This window comes from Ruegeria sp. YKSD179, from assembly GCF_059612885.1.
The window spans coordinates 37,473-54,663 of the sequence record NZ_JBXWRL010000034.1; the positions used below are offsets into that span (position 1 = coordinate 37,473).

Annotated in this window: 19 protein-coding genes; 11 read left to right on the plus strand and 8 right to left on the minus strand. The window is 53.5% G+C overall.

Going from position 1 to position 17,191, the window contains the following annotated elements:
* Positions 1-122 precede the first annotated feature (122 nt).
* Positions 123-1,721, minus strand: coding sequence for a phosphoenolpyruvate carboxykinase (locus AC2FNE_RS15855; protein ID WP_170608386.1), 1,599 nt, complete (start codon positions 1,719-1,721; stop codon positions 123-125).
* A gap of 347 nt (positions 1,722-2,068) precedes the next feature.
* Here AC2FNE_RS15855 and AC2FNE_RS15860 point away from each other — a divergent pair, with 347 nt between their 5' ends.
* From AC2FNE_RS15860 to AC2FNE_RS15890, 7 genes are read left to right on the plus strand one after another with little or no spacing between them, the layout of a single operon-like run.
* On the plus strand, positions 2,069-2,773 hold the full coding sequence (locus tag AC2FNE_RS15860) for a response regulator transcription factor (protein WP_170476907.1): 705 nt from the start codon (positions 2,069-2,071) through the stop codon (positions 2,771-2,773).
* A gap of 33 nt (positions 2,774-2,806) precedes the next feature.
* Positions 2,807-4,516 carry a sensor histidine kinase gene (locus tag AC2FNE_RS15865; protein WP_170476909.1) on the plus strand — a complete coding sequence of 570 codons (1,710 nt, stop codon included), beginning with the start codon at positions 2,807-2,809 and terminating at the stop codon, positions 4,514-4,516.
* A 3-nt stretch (positions 4,517-4,519) separates the two neighbouring features.
* Positions 4,520-4,990 (plus strand): HPr kinase/phosphorylase, encoded by a 471-nt coding sequence (locus AC2FNE_RS15870; RefSeq protein ID WP_170476911.1) that lies wholly within the window; start codon positions 4,520-4,522, stop codon positions 4,988-4,990.
* Positions 4,975-5,868 (plus strand): RNase adapter RapZ, encoded by an 894-nt coding sequence (rapZ, locus tag AC2FNE_RS15875; RefSeq protein WP_496805781.1) that lies wholly within the window; start codon positions 4,975-4,977, stop codon positions 5,866-5,868. The genes AC2FNE_RS15870 and rapZ overlap by 16 nt, the downstream gene beginning before the upstream one ends.
* On the plus strand, positions 5,865-6,257 hold the full coding sequence (locus AC2FNE_RS15880) for a PTS sugar transporter subunit IIA (protein WP_170476915.1): 393 nt from the start codon (positions 5,865-5,867) through the stop codon (positions 6,255-6,257). Before rapZ ends, AC2FNE_RS15880 begins: the two co-directional genes overlap by 4 nt.
* A gap of 17 nt (positions 6,258-6,274) precedes the next feature.
* On the plus strand, positions 6,275-6,544 hold the full coding sequence (locus AC2FNE_RS15885; RefSeq protein WP_170476916.1) for an HPr family phosphocarrier protein: 270 nt from the start codon (positions 6,275-6,277) through the stop codon (positions 6,542-6,544).
* A 40-nt stretch (positions 6,545-6,584) separates the two neighbouring features.
* The gene (locus AC2FNE_RS15890; protein WP_496805782.1) at positions 6,585-7,484 is read left to right on the plus strand and encodes a lysophospholipid acyltransferase family protein; all 900 of its coding nucleotides are present in this window, start codon (positions 6,585-6,587) and stop codon (positions 7,482-7,484) included.
* A gap of 72 nt (positions 7,485-7,556) precedes the next feature.
* Here the strand turns inward: AC2FNE_RS15890 and AC2FNE_RS15895 are convergent, their stop codons facing one another.
* Positions 7,557-8,432, minus strand: coding sequence for a 3-hydroxybutyryl-CoA dehydrogenase (locus AC2FNE_RS15895; RefSeq protein ID WP_170476920.1), 876 nt, complete (start codon positions 8,430-8,432; stop codon positions 7,557-7,559).
* Positions 8,433-8,595: 163 nt separating this feature from the next.
* On the opposite strand from AC2FNE_RS15895, the gene AC2FNE_RS15900 reads away from it, so the two are divergent.
* Positions 8,596-9,408, plus strand: a complete 813-nt coding sequence (locus AC2FNE_RS15900) for a DUF6473 family protein (RefSeq protein ID WP_496805783.1) — start codon at positions 8,596-8,598, stop codon at positions 9,406-9,408.
* A 62-nt stretch (positions 9,409-9,470) separates the two neighbouring features.
* Here AC2FNE_RS15900 and AC2FNE_RS15905 read toward each other — a convergent pair whose 3' ends face one another.
* The 6 genes from AC2FNE_RS15905 to AC2FNE_RS15930 form a co-directional block, all read right to left on the minus strand.
* The gene (locus AC2FNE_RS15905; protein ID WP_170476922.1) at positions 9,471-10,400 is read right to left on the minus strand and encodes an electron transfer flavoprotein subunit alpha/FixB family protein; all 930 of its coding nucleotides are present in this window, start codon (positions 10,398-10,400) and stop codon (positions 9,471-9,473) included.
* On the minus strand, positions 10,400-11,158 hold the full coding sequence (locus AC2FNE_RS15910) for an electron transfer flavoprotein subunit beta/FixA family protein (protein WP_170476923.1): 759 nt from the start codon (positions 11,156-11,158) through the stop codon (positions 10,400-10,402). Before AC2FNE_RS15910 ends, AC2FNE_RS15905 begins: the two co-directional genes overlap by 1 nt.
* A gap of 184 nt (positions 11,159-11,342) precedes the next feature.
* On the minus strand, positions 11,343-11,915 hold the full coding sequence (locus AC2FNE_RS15915) for a cob(I)yrinic acid a,c-diamide adenosyltransferase (protein ID WP_170476926.1): 573 nt from the start codon (positions 11,913-11,915) through the stop codon (positions 11,343-11,345).
* Positions 11,915-12,118, minus strand: a complete 204-nt coding sequence (locus AC2FNE_RS15920) for a twin transmembrane helix small protein (RefSeq protein WP_170476927.1) — start codon at positions 12,116-12,118, stop codon at positions 11,915-11,917. The genes AC2FNE_RS15915 and AC2FNE_RS15920 overlap by 1 nt, the downstream gene beginning before the upstream one ends.
* 77 nt (positions 12,119-12,195) lie before the next feature.
* Positions 12,196-13,023, minus strand: a complete 828-nt coding sequence (locus AC2FNE_RS15925; protein ID WP_170608382.1) for an SDR family NAD(P)-dependent oxidoreductase — start codon at positions 13,021-13,023, stop codon at positions 12,196-12,198.
* A 69-nt stretch (positions 13,024-13,092) separates the two neighbouring features.
* Positions 13,093-13,728, minus strand: coding sequence for an SH3 domain-containing protein (locus AC2FNE_RS15930; protein ID WP_170608380.1), 636 nt, complete (start codon positions 13,726-13,728; stop codon positions 13,093-13,095).
* Positions 13,729-13,928: 200 nt separating this feature from the next.
* On the opposite strand from AC2FNE_RS15930, the gene AC2FNE_RS15935 reads away from it, so the two are divergent.
* The 3 genes from AC2FNE_RS15935 to AC2FNE_RS15945 form a co-directional block, all read left to right on the plus strand.
* A complete protein-coding gene (locus tag AC2FNE_RS15935; protein ID WP_496805784.1) occupies positions 13,929-16,277 on the plus strand; it encodes a DNA topoisomerase IV subunit A in 2,349 nt (782 codons plus the stop codon).
* Positions 16,278-16,332: 55 nt separating this feature from the next.
* Positions 16,333-16,965 (plus strand): hypothetical protein, encoded by a 633-nt coding sequence (locus AC2FNE_RS15940; protein WP_254442635.1) that lies wholly within the window; start codon positions 16,333-16,335, stop codon positions 16,963-16,965.
* A gap of 115 nt (positions 16,966-17,080) precedes the next feature.
* Positions 17,081-17,191, plus strand: a 111-nt coding sequence (locus AC2FNE_RS15945; protein WP_496773987.1) for a GTP-binding protein, incomplete at its 3' end; no start/stop codon positions are given.

Consider the following 17,191-nt stretch of genomic DNA (forward strand, 5'->3'; position numbering starts at 1 on the left):
TGACGTATCAAATTACCTCAAGCAGTAGGATCGCGCAACGCGTTCTCCGCTTGGTCAAAAGGAAGCCGTCAAAAATCGAATTTGAACGCGGCGTAAAAGGGGCCGAGGGCCCCTTTCACCCTTTAGCCGATTGCAACGGCTTTAATGTCTTCGTCGATAAATGGCAGATATTGTTCAAAGTTTTCCGAGAACATTTGAACGAGTTTTTCAGCCTGCTTGTCAAATGCCACCTGGTCGTCCCAAGTGCGTCGCGGGTCTAGCAAAACCTCTGGAACGCCCGGCACGGACACAGGCACGTCAAAACCGAAATTAGCGTCCTTACGAAATTCGGCGTCGGCCAAAGATCCCTCAAGCGCGGCTGTCAATAGAGCACGTGTGGCCTTGATCGGCATACGGCTACCGACACCGTATGCCCCACCAGTCCAGCCGGTGTTAACCAACCAGCAGGTCGCTCCATGTTGGGCAATCTTTTCACGTAGAAGGTTTCCGTAGACTTCGGGCCGTCGCGGCATAAACGGGGCGCCAAAGCAGGTCGAGAAAGTCGGCTGCGGTTCAGTCACGCCGCGCTCCGTACCTGCTACCTTTGACGTAAACCCAGACAGAAAGTGATACATCGCCTGCGCAGGTGTCAGTCGCGCAATTGGGGGCAGCACGCCGAATGCGTCGCAAGTCAGCATGATAATATTCTTTGGATGTCCTCCAAGTGCGGTCGCCGACGCGTTAGAGATGTACTCCAACGGATAAGCACACCGCATGTTCGCCGTCATCGAGTCGTTGTCGAAATCCAGTTCTTTGGTTTCCGGATCGAACACCATGTTTTCAATCACGGTGCCAAATTTTGACGTGGTCGCGTAAATCTCAGGTTCGGCTTCTGGATTGAGATTTAGTGTTTTTGCATAGCACCCACCTTCGAAGTTGAAAGTGCCACGGTTTGACCAACCGTGCTCGTCATCCCCAATCAAAACCCGGGTCGGGTCGGCCGACAGTGTGGTCTTGCCAGTACCGGACAAGCCAAAGAACACGGCTGTGTCTACTGGGTTTCCAACCGCGTGGTTGGCCGAGCAATGCATAGGCATTACGCCCTTTTCTGGAAGCATATAGTTCAGAAGCGTGAATACTGACTTCTTATTCTCGCCCGCGTATTCAGTACCGCCGATTAGAATAAGTTTTCGATCAAAGTTCAGGGCGATCACCGTGTCGCTTTTACAATCATGCTTTTTGGGATCGGCCTTGAAGCTTGGGCAGTTGATCACCGTAAAATCTGCAGTGAATTCATCCAAATCTTCCCGGTCGGGACGGCGCAACAAGTGTCGAATAAAAAGGTTGTGCCACGCATATTCGGTTACCATACGCACATTGATTGAATGGGCCGGATCGGCGCCGCCAACAAGGTCCTGAACAAAATAGTCCCGGCCCTTCATGTGTGCAGTCATGTCGTCGTAGAGCGCGTCAAATCCCTTTGGGCTCATAGCGGCGTTGTTTTCCCACCAGATGGTGTCTTTGACGCTGTCCGTCTCAACCACGTGCTTGTCTTTGGGAGAGCGACCGGTGAACTTGCCCGTTGAGACAAGAAATGCACCCCCTTGCCCAAGCGTTCCTTCGCCCCGTTTGATTGCTTCTTCGATCAGCGCCGGTTCGATGTAATTGTAATAGACATTTCCCAGACCCTCGATGCCCTGATTTTCGAGGCGGAATTGCGGGTTAACCCGTCCAGATGTCATGCGTTTCTTCTCCTTTGGCGGCGCGGGGGCCACTGGGCCTTTGCGCTCTTGGGGCAATCGGCGGGAAATTTCCCGGCTACAGGCGGGTCTTACCATGGTCGTTCAGGGCATGAACAGAAGGGTTTGGCGTAGTTAGCGCAATCAAAGTCAGGTTTAGCGCCACCAATAATTTCCTGTTGGAAAAACGGGCGTGTTTAAGCGAGCGGGTACGGCTTTTTTGTCGCATCTGAGCGCCAACGTTTATGTGATTCGTGAAATCAGATTGATTCGCGGCCTTAAAAAAGCCAAACATGCCGTACAAAAAAGCGAATTATAGCGTTGAGTGAGCAGAAACAGGGGTAAACCCGATGTCAAAGATTGCACTGGTGGATGACGACAGAAATATTCTGACGTCAGTATCCATGACTCTCGAAGCCGAAGGGTTCGAGGTTGAAACTTACAACGACGGACAGGCGGCGCTGGACGCGTTTAACAAGAAACTGCCTGACATGGCTGTTCTGGATATCAAGATGCCACGGATGGATGGCATGGACCTGCTGCAGCGCCTGCGGCAGAAAACCCAGATGCCTGTCATCTTTCTGACGTCCAAGGATGACGAGATAGATGAGGTTTTGGGGCTGCGTATGGGCGCTGACGACTACGTCAAAAAGCCATTTTCGCAGCGACTGTTGGTTGAGCGGATTCGCGCCTTGCTGCGAAGGCAAGAGGCGAATGATGGCGACGTATCGAACAGCAATACCGGCGATACCAAAGTGATGGAGCGGGGCGAGCTTCGGATGGATCCGCTGCGTCACGCAGTCAGCTGGAAAGGCAACGACGTCTCGTTGACAGTAACCGAGTTCTTGCTGTTGCAGGCGTTGGCCCAACGTCCTGGATTCGTCAAAAGCCGTGATCAGTTGATGGATGTCGCTTATGATGACCAAGTATACGTGGACGACCGGACCATTGACAGTCATATCAAGCGTCTGCGCAAAAAAATGCGCGCAGCCGATCCTGAATTTTCGGCCATCGAGACGCTCTACGGCATCGGATACCGTTACAACGAAGAATAGGCTCGTCAGTCTGTCAATAGGCAAAGGGATCTCGTGCGCGATACCGATCTAGATAATGAGTTGCGCGACGGAGATGTCGTACTCGGGGACGATTGGGTCATCCCGCAGGATACCGATGCATCCGATCTGCAAGAAAAAAGATCGCGGCGTAATCTGTTTGCGTTGCGCAGTTCTCCTTTGGCTCGCAGGATTATCACATTTAATCTGATCGCGTTGATCATACTTGTGGCGGGCCTGCTGTACCTAGACGACACTCGAAAAGAGCGAGTTCAACAAACGGCGCAAAACCTGATAGGCGATGCCCAATTGGTCAGCAACGTCTTTGAGACTCAACTGCGACAACCGGGGGTAGGCAATTCAAGCGGTCTGGATGTGCGCGATACTTTGTCGGGATTGACATTGCCCGAAGGCGGCGAAGTTTTTGTTTACGACAGCACCGGTACACTAATTGGGTGGACGCGTGGCGCCACTCCGGCAGTGGAATTACCCAGCTTATTGCGGTCTGACAGCGACGTTCCAACCGGCGGAACCCTTATCAGCGACGCGCTGACAGCGGTTTGGAACGGAGTCTCTTCGGTTTTCAGTCAAGGTCCCCAAGACACAGCGCCGACCTTGGCCCAGCGGGTACAGGAGATGGTTCCGCAAACACTGGATGGCGGTTTGCAGGTGCAAGCCGTCTCAGATCATTCGGGCGCAACCGTGATCGTAGCTGTCGCGCCGATCATGCTGGACAGCGCCACAGTTGGGGCCGTAGCAATGGCAGGTCCAGCAGGTGAAATTGACGCGCTGGCCCGGCAAGAACAAGAGCGCATTCTGCAGATGTTTGTTGTGGCCTTACTAGTTTCGGTTGGCCTGAGCCTTGTTCTGGCCTCTACAATCGCCAACCCCTTGGCAGATCTCGCATCCGCCGCGGAAATGGGCAGGGATCCGGGCGCGGGAGTGAACCCAGGACGTATTCGCATCCCCGACCTTAGTGCGAGGCCAGATGAGATTGGCCGCCTTAGCCGCGCGTTGCGGGGTATGGTCAATGCCCTCTATAACCGGATCGATGCCAATGAGCAGTTTGCTGCAGACGTCGCGCACGAGATCAAGAACCCTCTGGCCAGTCTTCAATCGGCGGTAGGAACCCTGAGAAGGGTCAAGCGTGAAGACCAGCGCGACAAGCTTTTGGGTGTCATTGAACATGATGTCCGGCGTTTAGACCGTTTGGTAAGTGATATTTCGAATGCGTCCAGACTGGATGCGGAACTGGTTAAGGAACAGGAACAGCCATTCGACCTTTTGAAATTGTTGGACAATATCGGTCAATTTCTGGGCGAAGACGCACAGTCCAAAGGTATCGACTATATTACCGACCTGCCGCAAGGTCCGATTGTGATCAATGGTCTCGAAGCCCGGCTGGCACAGGTTTTTGTTAACCTGATAACCAACGCTATTTCCTTTTGTCATGACGGGGATGCCATACGTGTCTGGGTGCGTCAGCGGGACAACAGGGTGCTCGTCGTGGTCGAGGATACAGGACCTGGAATCCCGGACCAGGCGCTGACCAAGGTCTTTAAAAGATTTTATTCACAGCGCCCGGAAGAACACTTCGGCAATAACTCGGGACTAGGGCTGGCGATTTCCAAACAGATTGTCGAGGCACATGGCGGTGTCATCTGGGCCGAAAACATCCGACCAACCGAGGCGGACATTACTTCGGATCCACTTGGTGCCCGCTTTGTCTTGGGGCTTCCTGTCTAGAGCATGGCTGTCGAACAATTGTCTGATGTTGCGGGCCGAGACGCGGCTTGTATACACGCCACGTGCATTGCGGTGATGCAATGCGGGGTACTGTTTCTCGGAGCACCGGGTTCAGGCAAATCCACTCTGGCCTTACAGATGATGGCGCTTGGCGCCGACTTGGTATCAGACGATCGGGTCATACTGACAATGAAAGGTGGCTACGTCGTGGCCGAAGCGCCACCGGAAATCCAAGGGTTAATCGAAGCACGGGGAATTGGGCTTTTGCGTGCGGAGGTCGCAAGCGCAACCGAGGTCAAATATGTCGTGGACCTTGACCATTCAGAGGGTGCAAGGTTGCCGGAACATAGCTATACACAGGTCCTGAGGCAAACTGTTCCCTTGCTTCGGGGCGCCGACATTCCCAATTTGGCGGCAGCTTTGATGCAACTCGCAAAAAAAGGGCGCGTGAACCCGGCATGGCCGAACAACTGACCCCACAGCAACGTATTGTGTTGGTGACCGGCCCCTCGGGTGCCGGGAGGTCCACAGCGATTCATGTGCTGGAAGACCTTGGATTTGAGGCCATCGACAACCTTCCTATGGGGCTGTTGATGAGATTGCTGGACGGACCAGAACCCGCGCAGCCAATGGCGCTTGGCATTGACGCGCGCAACCGGGATTTTTCGACCATTGGGTTCATTGAATTAGCGGCTACTTTGGGCCAAATGGCGGATGTCGATCTAACAATCCTGTATCTGGACTGCCGCAACGATGTTCTGCTGCGTCGGTTTTCAGAGACCCGAAGGCGGCATCCAGTTGCTGCAGATGCCAGCCCTGAAACTGGGATATTGCAGGAAAAAGAGCTGTTGCAACCCATCCGTGAGATTGCTGACACCCTTATCGATACAAGTGCACTCAATGTACGTCAATTGCGGGAAGAAGTTGAGCGCTGGTTTGCACCGAAGGGCGGCAGGCATCTAGCAGTTTCGGTCGAGTCATTTTCCTACAAACGTGGTCTGCCGCGTGGGTTGGATATGGTTTTTGATTGCCGTTTTCTGGCTAATCCCTACTGGCGTTCGGAATTGCGAGAGGCGGATGGTCGAAACCCGGATGTGGCGACCTATGTTCAGTCAGACATGAACTATTCTGCCTTCTTCGAACGGGTCGTTGATCTTCTTCTGGAACTTTTGCCTGCGTTCCGCGCAGAGGGTAAGGCGCACCTTTCCGTAGCCTTTGGTTGCACCGGTGGGCAACACAGATCGGTCGCAGTGGCCGAAGCTGTTGCAAAGGCTCTTGCGGAAGGGGGTCAGCCAGTGGCAATTAGGCACCGCGAAATGGAACGACGCGCATTGAATGTGAGGCCGGATTGATCGGGATTGTGATCGTAGCACATGGGGGATTGGCGCAAGAATATCTGGCCGCCATGCAGCATGTTGTCGGCAAGCAGCCTGGATTGATCGCTATCTCAATCGAAGCGGATCATGACCGGGACAAAAAACAAACCGAAATTTGTCTCGCTGCCGACGAAGTGGATGTTGGCGACGGCGTGGTCGTTGTCACAGATTTATTTGGCGGTAGCCCATCGAACCTGAGCATGCGAGCCTGTGCGCCCCAGGATCGGCGAATCCTTTACGGTGCCAACCTGCCAATGCTGATAAAATTGGCCAAAAGTCGCCACCTACCCGTGCCCGAGGCGGTGCGCCTCGCGCTTGAGGCTGGACGAAAATACATCAATGCGCAAAATGTGACATTGGATTAAGACTGGAATAATTCAATATGGCCACCAGAAGCTTGAAAATAGTAAACGAAAAGGGATTGCATGCCCGCGCGTCAGCCAAGCTGGTCGAAGTCGTAGAGGGGTTTGATGCGCAGGCGGAAGTATCGCGCGAGGGTCTTTCTGCGTCCGGCGATAGCATAATGGGCCTTTTAATGTTGGCAGCGTCGCGCGGAAGCACTATTGACGTTGAGACGTCCGGCCCGGATGCTGAGGCGTTGGCAGATGCACTGGAAACACTGGTGAACGACAAGTTCGGAGAGGGTTTCTAAACAATCGCTGCCACGACAAGAAGGACGGGAATACCAGGAATTGGCGGAAACCACGCACGATACCAAGACGAACCCTGTTGTGAGTGATAACTCGGATCAGGGTGAGGTCTATGACCGCAGGACCCTGACCTACGCAAACTCGTTCGACGATGCGTGGACCTCGACCGCGATCCGCGCCATCGAATGGATGACGGGAAAACTCACCATTCTGCGGATGGTCAACAAATTCGAAAAGCGAAACGAGCACTACCGCGGCCAAAAATTCTGGGGCGGCGCGCTTGAAATCATGGGTATCACTCTAACGACGCCGGCCGAGCAAATCGCGCGAATTCCAAAAGAAGGGCCGGTCGTAGTTGTAGCCAATCACCCGCATGGAATGGTGGATGGTATGATACTGGCCGAACTGATCGGTCGCGTGCGCAGCGATTACCGGATTCTGACGAGATCAGTTTTGACCGGACTGGACGAGGCGGCAACATCTTTCATGATCCCCGTCCCATTTCCCCATGATCCGGAAGCACAGTCCAAAATGCTTGAAATGCGTTGGAAAGCCATGGAACACCTCAAAGAAGGGGGGGTCGTAGCTCTTTTCCCATCGGGTGTGGTTATGTCTTCGGATGACTGGTTTGGCCCAGCGCAGGAACGTGAATGGAATGTATTTACGGCTAAAATGATCCGCCGGTCTGGCGCGCGTGTTGTGCCGATATTCTTTCCAGGTTGCAACTCGAGGTGGTATTTGATTGCTAACCGGGTGTCGGCCATCTTGCGTCAGGGGCTGTTGTTGCATGAAATTGTGCGATCATGCAACAAACCTCAATCTCCGGTTATTGGCGAGCCGATTTCCGATAAGGACATGGGTCTTTTGGAAAGCGATCCTCGGGGCTTCATGGCGTGGCTTCGAAATCACACATTGGCTTTAGGCCAGTCGCGCAAATCCTGATCTTTTGTTTTTGACCAAAGTTCCGCAGGATTTTGCCGAATTTCCAGTTGTTAGGCGCCTTTTAGTTAATCTTCAACGTGTCGGAACCGGAACTTCCCCACGGTAATCGTAAAAACCGCGATCTGTTTTGCGACCTAACCATCCGGCTTCGACATATTTTGTTAGCAACGGACAGGGACGGTACTTGGTATCCGCCAATCCATCGTGCAGCACATTCATGATCGCAAGACAAGTATCCAGACCAATGAAATCAGCCAGTTCCAGCGGGCCCATTGGATGATTTGCGCCGAGTTTCATGGATTGGTCGATGGATTGAACGCTTCCGACGCCTTCGTACAGTGTATATACTGCTTCGTTGATCATCGGCATTAGAATACGGTTCACGATAAAGGCCGGAAAGTCTTCGGCGCTGGCGGACGTTTTACCCAGACGATCCACAACAGCCTTGCACGAGTTGAATGTTTCTTCGTCAGTTGCAATACCGCGAATCAGTTCGACCAGCTGCATTACCGGAACCGGGTTCATGAAGTGGAACCCCATAAACCGTTCAGGTCGATCGGTTCGACTCGCCAGCCGCGTTATTGAGATGGACGACGTATTTGAGGTCAGTATCGTATGAGGTTGCAAATGCGGTTGAAGATCCTCAAATATCGCTTGTTTGACAGCCTCCCGCTCTGTCGCGGCTTCGATTACAAGATCGCTCTGGCCTATATCGGGCAACCGCAACGTGGTTTTTATCCGGGCAAGTGCCGCTTGGACTGCATCATCCGTCACTTTCCCTCGCGATGCCTGCCGTGCAAGATTGGACTCGATTGTAGCCATGGCATTTTCCAACGCTTCCTCACTGATGTCGTTCAGCAGAACGTCATAGCCCGCCAACGCCATAACATGAGCTATCCCGTTGCCCATCTGGCCTGCGCCGATAACTCCCACCGATTTAACATCCATAGCCTGGTGCCTTTTATGCTGAATACCGCGTCATTATGGGCAGTTCGGTCTCGGCGACAAGGGGATGAGGTAAGTCAAGGTCGCTTCAAATGCGCACATTAGGAGTTTTGTAAGAACTCAGGTGCCATGATCGTAGCTGGGTGATGAAAAGTGGGTAAATGTGATGAGCTATCAACCATTTGCAGCAAACGGTGTTGCAGAGTCATTTTGTCGTTATGGTCGGTCCAATTTGTGGTATCGAGGACCGCAGCGGTCACTAGACGTCCCTTACGTGACCTGCATCGGCGATCAAGAAACCTTTGGCCGATTCGTCGAGACCCCATATGCCGCAGGACTGGAGAGGATTCTGAGCCGGCGTTACATAAATCTGGGCAGCCTATTTGTTGGGGCGGAAGCTCTGTATCGGGACGAAGGGTTGCGAGAAATTGCGGATAGTGACGAAATGTGCATCCTGCAACTACCAAGTGTCGCGGGGCAAACAAATCGGTTTTACCGGGTCCACCCGCGCCGCAATGATCGGTTTGTTGCGCCAGCACAAGAACTGGTCGATCTGTTTCCCGAAGTGGACTTTACCGATATTCATTTTGTGCGCCATCTTCTCAATCGACTGAAATTCGTATCAGGTACAAGATTTCTCACTGTGGCTGAGGAATTGCGCCTAAAATGGGTCGAAATAATCGGTAGCTTTCTGAGGTCGGTTTCGACGCCCGTCATTCTGCTTTGGCTGGATGTTCAAGCCGAAGACGGTGGTCAATCATTGGGTGATCCCGTTGCCATCCAGCCCGAAATGTTTGACGCGGTGAAGTCAAGCTCAGTTCAATCGCTGAGAGTGAATCTACGAACATCTGGTGAATCCGATGACTTGGAGGATGTTATCTTTGGCACACTTCAACAACCGATCGCTGAGCACATGATAGGTCCGGCAGCACATCGTCGGATCGCGGAAATTCTGTCTCGTACTATTTTGGATATGTAACGAAAAAGGCCCGCCTTGTTCGGCGGGCCCGTATATGATCGTTGGCGTATATACCGCCTTGATCAGCCAAGCTTTTCCGTTAGTTCCGGCACAGCTTGGAACAGATCGGCGACCAGACCAAAATCAGCGACCTGGAAGATCGGCGCTTCTTCGTCTTTGTTGATCGCAACGATAACTTTCGAGTCCTTCATACCGGCCAAGTGCTGGATCGCACCAGAGATACCGACAGCGACATACAGATCGGGTGCAACTACCTTACCTGTCTGACCCACTTGCCAGTCGTTCGGTGCGTATCCGGAGTCTACAGCGGCACGCGACGCTCCTACCGCGGCGCCCAGTTTGTCTGCCAGACCCTCAATCAGCTTGAAATCCTCTTCCGAGCCGACGCCGCGTCCGCCAGAAACCACTACACCGGCCGAAGTCAGTTCCGGACGGTCGCTTTCCGCGACTTTGTCCTCGACCCATTCAGATAGGCCCGGGTTAGCACCGACCGAGATGGTTTCGACCGAGGCCGAGCCACCTTCACCCGCAGCGTCAAAGCTGGCGGTTCTAATGGTTACGACTTTTTTCGCATCGTTCGACTTAACGGTTTGGATGGCATTGCCAGCGTAAATAGGACGTTCGAAAGTCGAACCGTCCACAACGCCAGAAGCGTCAGAAATCACCATAACGTCCAGCAGCGCAGCAACGCGGGGCATTACGTTTTTGGCATCAGTTGTGGCGGGCGCTATGATGTGTTCGTAATCATCAGCCAGCCCCACGATCAGTGCAGCAGTCGATTCCGCGAGACGATGACCAAGAGAGGCATCTTCGGCGACCAGAACTTTTGCAACGCCGTCGATCTTGGCGGCGGCGTCGCCAGCAGCAGCGGCAGAACCACCCGCAGCCAGAACAGTTACATCACCCAGTGCCTTCGCAGCGGTCACTGCCTTAGCAGTTGCGTCAAACGCCAGTTCGCCATTGTTGACTTCAGCGAGAAGAAGAACAGCCATTATACAGCCCCCGCTTCTTTGAGTTTCTCGACCAGCTCGTCGACCGAGCCAACGACAATACCAGCGGCTCGTGCCGGCGGCTCTTCTGTTTTGACGACTTCCAAGCGCGGAGTGACATCGACGCCGTAATCCGCAGCAGTTTTCTCATCCAGCGGCTTTTTCTTTGCCTTCATGATGTTCGGCAAAGACGCATACCTTGGTTCGTTAAGGCGCAGGTCGACGGTTACAATTGTTGGCATCTTGACGCTTATGGTTTGCAACCCGCCATCTACCTCGCGTGTGATCTTGGCGCTGTCGCCTTCGATATCCACCTCTGAGGCGAAGGTGCCTTGCGACCAGCCCAACAGAGCTGAAAGCATCTGGCCGGTGGCGTTCATATCATTGTCAATCGCTTGCTTACCGGCCAGAACCAGACCGGGCTGCTCTTCTTCGACCACTTTGGCGAGGATTTTGGCAACGGCCAACGGCTCGATATCCTGGTGAACGTCATCAGCCGCTACAACCAGAATGGCGCGGTCGGCTCCCATTGCCAGAGCAGTTCGCAGGGTTTCCTGCGATTGCTTGACGCCGATCGAAACAGCGATGACTTCGTCAGCCTTGCCAGCCTCTTTCAGGCGGATCGCCTCTTCAACTGCAATTTCGTCGAACGGGTTCATCGACATTTTGACATTGGCGAGATCGACGCCGCTACCGTCCGCTTTGACGCGAACCTTCACGTTATAGTCAATCACGCGTTTGACAGGCACGAGTACCTTCATTTTTGCGCTTGCTCCTTACAAAAACGGTAAGCCGCAAAGCGACTCCACCAATGCTCTCGGACGTCTGAATAACGACTCAATCCTCGCCACAACAGGGCAAAATCGTCACGTCATGTCGTTGAGACGTCGCGTTTCGTTATTTTTGAGGCACCTTTACGTTGGTAAATGCCCGACTGACATATCTTCAGCGGTTTGCGCCTGGCACCCAAAGCACGTCATCGCGGCCATTGTTGTTCGCACAACGCGCGGCAACGAAGAACCAGTCGCTCAGCCGGTTCAGATATTTCACGGCTGTTTCATTTACCGGTTCCATATTTGTCAACTCGACTGCCAAACGTTCTGCACGGCGAGAAACAGTCCGGCAAACATGCAAATGGGCTGCGAGACGCGAACCGCCTGGTAAAATAAAACTACGCAGTGGTTCCAGCTTTTCATTCATCATGTCGATTTCAGCCTCAAGCCGATCGATCTGCGCCGGAACGATGCGCAGCGGCGGATAGTCGGCTTCGGCATCCTTGTCCATGTCTGGTCGGCAAAGGTCAGCGCCAAGATCAAACAAGTCGTTCTGAATACGGGAAAGCGCGGTCTGGACCTCATCCTCGGCTTCAGTTCGGGCAACGCCAACAAAAGCATTCAGTTCGTCCACCGTTCCATATGCGGTTACGCGACCGGAGTACTTCGCGACGCGTTCACCATTACCCAGCGCAGTTTTGCCATCATCGCCTGTTCGGGTGTAAATTTTGTTTAGAACAACCATTATTGAACCCCCTGTCCGCGCAGGTACACGTAGAGCACAATCAGCACCACGGCAATGAACTGAAACAGGATACGCAGCCGCATCATTTTGTTGCTTTTCAATGCAGCGTCCCTACCGGGTTTTCCGAAATTCGAGATGCCTATTACCAATACAGCAACAACAGCCGCCATGGCCAAAAGCAAAACAACCATCAACAGGTCCATGATCGCACCGTCCGTTTATTGTTTCGATGGTTGTCATCTAGCGTCGTACGTCAAAAAAGCGAACGAGTAATATCGCCTCAGATGTCCGAAAGAATGCGATCAATCGAGCGTGTGGGCAGAATGCGGCGAAGATAACCAGCAATATATGTGGGTGTTGTTACGTAGTAGCGTGCCCGTGGGCGCTTTGATTCAACGGCAACGGCCAGTTTTTTCGTCACAGCCGAAGCCGGCAGTTCGAACTTATCCGTCCCCGGGGATTGATAAAGCCGCTTGAGCAACGAGGATTCGTATTTTTTGCGAAGCGCCGAATTCTCCCAGTCAACAAAGCGTTCGAACATAGGAATCGAGTTTTCGCGGATTTTAGAAGTTATTGGCCCGGGTTCGATCAAAATGACCTTGATGTCTGTATCTCGCAACTCTAGCCGCAGAGTGTCGGTAAGGCCTTCGATAGCATATTTCGTCGCCACGTAAGCACCGCGCCATGGAAATGCGACCAGTCCAAGAACGGACGAGTTCTGAACAATTCGACCGTGCCTCTGCGCGCGCATAATTGGTATGACTTGGCGGGTAAGTTCGTGCCAACCAAAGACGTTGGTTTCAAAAATTTGCCGTAGGCCGTCCGTAGGAACATCTTCGACAGCGCCAGGAAGGCCGTGCGCTCCATTGTTGAACAGGGCGTCGAGCGTACCGCCAGTCGCTTCCAGAACCTGAGAAAGACCAGAAGAGATAGATCCAGTTTTAGTATAGTCGATCAAAGGACTGTCAAAGCCCTTTGCACGCAGCCTGTCACAATCGTGCTGTTGGCGGCATGACGCAAATACCCGCCACCCGCGTTCGCGCATTCCGTGGGCAGCATCCAGACCAATGCCGGAAGAACAGCCGGTAATTAGAATTGATTTTTGCATTGAGCTTCCACACCACAATCAGATTCATAGGTATGGCGTGTTTTGCAGCAGGGCAATGTCACCTGTGAATCAATTATTGGGTTTGCGGACCAGTGATGCGGAAACCCAACCCATCTGTTGCTGGGGCAGCAAACGGAGGCGCAGCCAGCCGGTCCCGGACTCGCTGATAACCTCGACTCTTTGGCCCAACGTCGCTTTACCAATCACAGGGTAGATCGTCCCCGGCCCGTCGCGTAGATTCACGCGTGTGCCGGAAATCTCACGAATGTCCTGTTTAGGTTCAGTCACGACAGAGGTTGTAGGTATAACTGCGCTTTGCGCATCAGTGGAAATTTGTTGCAGCCCAGCGGCGCCTTCTTCCAAGGACGCCAGTGTCAGGTTTGCCCCCTGATTGTTAAATGTGGAAAAGCCTATCAATGGCTGAGCTTCAGGTTCTTCAATAAATTCGACCACCTCTTCCGACACAATCTTGGGTTTAGGTGCAACCTTTGGTTTCAGCTCCACCTCGTCGGGTACGGCACGCACAGTCACCTTGGTAACAAGCTCTTGGGCTTGTGGCACAGGTTTTGGTGCTGGTTCCGAAACGGATGCAACGCGTTCAGGCTGGGTTCCGCGTTCCCCGCGGGGTTCAAAATCGGGTCCTCCGCTTGCAACGTAGAAGGTCCACCCAAGAACGGCAAAAGTAACAATAATAAGGCGCGTCATGGCGCTTCCCCCGGTAATCGCAACAAAGAATTTTGGCAGCGGTCTAATCTCAGACAACCTAACATATTTAGTGCGCCGAGTCGAAAAACGGGGAAAAACCGGGGCTTGCGTCCCCCCTGTTGCAAAAAGCGCGACTTACCTCAGCTAAAATATGTGTTGCTTGCTTTACCGCGGCGCTTTTGGGGCGTATCACATCATCTATGAATGATACGATTGACGACCCCAATATGGAGGCCCCTGATAGCGGGGGCGAGGTAGCCGAGCCGCTGCGCCGCGCCATCGGTGAACGTTACCTGACATATGCGCTTAGCACGATTATGCACCGGGCGTTGCCGGACGCGCGAGACGGTCTGAAGCCTGTTCACAGGCGAATCCTCTATGCGATGCGCGAGCTTCGACTCAGCGCGACCGGGGGCTTCCGCAAGTCTGCCAAAATATCCGGTGACGTGATGGGTAACTATCACCCTCATGGCGACGCCGCTATTTACGATGCAATGGCGCGACTGGCGCAGGACTTTAACGTTCGCTACCCGCTGGTGGATGGGCAGGGAAATTTTGGCAATATCGACGGCGATAACCCTGCAGCCTCTCGGTACACCGAGGCGCGGATGACCATCGTAGCCGAAGCTTTGCTGGAAGGCTTGAATGAAGACGCGGTCGATTTCCGAGACAACTATGACGGTACGCTGACCGAACCTGTAGTTCTGCCTGCGCAGTTTCCTAACCTTTTGGCCAATGGCGCAAGTGGCATCGCCGTGGGCATGGCAACGAATATCCCGCCACATAATATTGCCGAATTGTGCGATGCATGCTTGCACCTGATAAAGACGCCGGATGCACGCGATGACACGTTGCTCAACTACGTGCCGGGTCCAGATTTCCCAACCGGCGGCGTAATAGTCGAACCGCCAGAAAGCATTGCACAAGCCTATCGAACCGGACGCGGGTCATTTCGGCTGCGCTGCAAATTCGAAGTAGAAGATCTGGGCCGTGGCCAATGGCAAATCATAGTCACCGAAATTCCGTATCAAGTTCAGAAATCCAAGCTGATTGAAAAGATCGCTGAGCTGATCCAAACCAAGAAAGTCCCCATACTGGCCGATGTTCGCGATGAATCCGCCGATGACATTCGACTGATCTTGGAGCCGCGATCAAAGAACGTGGATCCAGAGGTTTTGATGGGAATGCTTTACCGCAACTCGGATCTGGAAGTGCGGTTCAGCCTGAACATGAATGTTCTGATCGACGGTGTGACCCCCATGGTCTGCTCGATGAAGGAAGTGTTGCGGGCATTCCTGGATCACAGGCAGGAGGTGTTGCAGCGTCGTTCGCGTCACCGGCTTGGCAAGATCGATCATCGGCTTGAGGTTTTGGAGGGCTTTATCGTCGCCTTCCTGAACCTTGATCGCGTAATTGACATCATCCGGTACGATGACGACCCCAAAGCCGCGCTAATGCGCGAAAATTGGGGCATTGACCATGTTCGGGCGACCAGCGAGGCCGACTATGTCTCGCCAGCGCCCGGTGAAGGCGAACTGTCCGAAGTTCAGGTCGACGCTATTCTAAACATGCGTCTGCGCAGTTTGCGCCGACTCGAAGAGATGGAGTTAATCCGCGAGCGCGACGCACTGATGGAAGAACGCGCCAATCTCGAAGATTTGCTCGCCGATCCGGGTTTGCAGTGGGCCAAAATCGCCGAACAGTTGAGGGAAACAAAGAAAACCTTTGGAAAGGACTATGAAGGTGGTTCCCGCCGCACTCGTTTTGCAGAAGCCGGCGAGGTAGAGGAAGTACCCCTTGAGGCGATGATCGACAAGGAGCCAATAACGGTCGTCTGTTCGCAAATGGGCTGGATACGCGCGATGACGGGCCACATCGACTTGTCGCGCGAGCTAAAATTCAAGGATGGCGACGGACCGCGATTTATTTTCCATGCTGAAACCACCGATCGACTTTTGGTTTTTGCTTCGAATGGGCGTTTCTACACGGTCAGCGCCGCCAATCTTCCCGGTGGGCGTGGTATGGGCGAACCGCTGCGCCTGATGGTGGATCTGCCAAACGAGGCGCAGATAATCGACATCCTGATACATACGCCGGGGCGCAAATTGCTGGTCGCGTCGGACTCGGGCAACGGCTTCATGGCGCCCGAGGACGATGTTTTGGCCCAAACCCGAAATGGCAAGCAGGTGCTGAACGTCAAAAACAGTGAGACTGCGATGGTCTGCACACCCGTCGCGGGAGATCACGTCGCAGTAGTGTCGCAGAACGGCAAATTCTTGGTTTTCCCAACCGCCGAGCTGCCAGAGATGACACGCGGTAAAGGCGTGCGCCTGCAGAAGTACAACATGGCCCGAGGTCGTCAGGGCACTCTGGAACTGGATGGTGGGTTATCAGACATTACCACCTTTAACTGGGACGAGGGCTTGAAATGGTCTATGGGTGGCGAAAAAACACGACACGAAGCAGATATGGGCCAGTGGCTTGGTAAACGCGCGGGAGTAGGGAAAAAGCCACCCTACGGGTTCCCTCGGAGTTATAAATTTTCGTGATCATGTCACGGGTAAGGTGAAATTTTGCTGATACGGCTTGGCACAAGTCGCATCGATGAGCTACATCCACGTGATACAGGCAGATCGAGACGAGAAAATGTTGCGCATTCTAACCTTGATTACCGGACTGGCTCTTCTGAGTGCATGTTCCCAAACCCAAGTCTATGAAGCACCTGAATCTTTGGGCGAATTCAAACTACGCGTGAACTACGCTTATGCTGAAAAAGCAAAACAAGGACCTGTTTCCCGCGATGCAACCCCCAAGGAATGGGAAGATGCCATTCAAAATGCGGTAGATATTCGCCTTGGACGCTATGAAGGGGCTCAAGAGTACGACATTGGTATTAGTCTGGAAGGTTACATGCTTGCGCCGCCGGGAATCCCAGTGATTTACAACCCGAAAAGTACGGCGATTGTGTTGGTGAACGTTTATGACGTTGGGAAGAAAGAGTTTATCGCCAAGGCCAAGCAGTTCCAGGTGCTGGAAGACACCACCGGCGAAAGCGCACTTGCCGGGTCCGGTCATTCGCGCACGAGAGAGGAACAGATGAGCGGCCTTGCCCTCAAGGTTGCGGATCGCGTCGAAGAATGGCTGGCCGAGGAGCACAAGGACAATGGTTGGTTTGACAAACGTCCGGACCTAATTCAGCGACTGGAACCCGGGCAGGTTACGCTAAATCCTGCGTGACAGGCGCATTTCGTTCAGGATGTGCTTGATTTTCCCTTTTGAACCAAATATCCCGCGCGCGCAGATGTAACCACGGGACCAAGGGTCCCCCAAATTGCAAAAGGGCGCCTGAGGAATGGCAAAGGAAAAGTTTGAGCGTACGAAACCGCATGTCAACATTGGCACGGTTGGTCACGTTGACCACGGCAAGACGACGCTGACGGCAGCGATCACGAAGTATTTTGGT

Bases quoted from the DNA above. Each gene is read 5' to 3' on its own strand.
- AC2FNE_RS15920 (WP_170476927.1), bottom strand. From the start codon at position 12,118: ATGGACCTGTTGATGGTTGTTTTGCTTTTGGCCATGGCGGCTGTTGTT.
- AC2FNE_RS15885 (WP_170476916.1), top strand. From the start codon at position 6,275: ATGGCCACCAGAAGCTTGAAAATAGTAAACGAAAAGGGATTGCATGCC.
- AC2FNE_RS15935 (WP_496805784.1), top strand. From the start codon at position 13,929: ATGAATGATACGATTGACGACCCCAATATGGAGGCCCCTGATAGCGGG.
- AC2FNE_RS15910 (WP_170476923.1), bottom strand. From the start codon at position 11,158: ATGAAGGTACTCGTGCCTGTCAAACGCGTGATTGACTATAACGTGAAG.
- AC2FNE_RS15895 (WP_170476920.1), bottom strand. From the start codon at position 8,432: ATGGATGTTAAATCGGTGGGAGTTATCGGCGCAGGCCAGATGGGCAAC.
- AC2FNE_RS15905 (WP_170476922.1), bottom strand. From the start codon at position 10,400: ATGGCTGTTCTTCTTCTCGCTGAAGTCAACAATGGCGAACTGGCGTTT.
- rapZ (WP_496805781.1), top strand. From the start codon at position 4,975: ATGGCCGAACAACTGACCCCACAGCAACGTATTGTGTTGGTGACCGGC.
- AC2FNE_RS15915 (WP_170476926.1), bottom strand. From the start codon at position 11,915: ATGGTTGTTCTAAACAAAATTTACACCCGAACAGGCGATGATGGCAAA.
- AC2FNE_RS15940 (WP_254442635.1), top strand. From the start codon at position 16,333: ATGAGCTACATCCACGTGATACAGGCAGATCGAGACGAGAAAATGTTG.
- AC2FNE_RS15860 (WP_170476907.1), top strand. From the start codon at position 2,069: ATGTCAAAGATTGCACTGGTGGATGACGACAGAAATATTCTGACGTCA.
- AC2FNE_RS15930 (WP_170608380.1), bottom strand. From the start codon at position 13,728: ATGACGCGCCTTATTATTGTTACTTTTGCCGTTCTTGGGTGGACCTTC.
- AC2FNE_RS15870 (WP_170476911.1), top strand. From the start codon at position 4,520: ATGGCTGTCGAACAATTGTCTGATGTTGCGGGCCGAGACGCGGCTTGT.
- AC2FNE_RS15900 (WP_496805783.1), top strand. From the start codon at position 8,596: ATGAGCTATCAACCATTTGCAGCAAACGGTGTTGCAGAGTCATTTTGT.
- AC2FNE_RS15925 (WP_170608382.1), bottom strand. From the start codon at position 13,023: ATGCAAAAATCAATTCTAATTACCGGCTGTTCTTCCGGCATTGGTCTG.
- AC2FNE_RS15855 (WP_170608386.1), bottom strand. From the start codon at position 1,721: ATGACATCTGGACGGGTTAACCCGCAATTCCGCCTCGAAAATCAGGGC.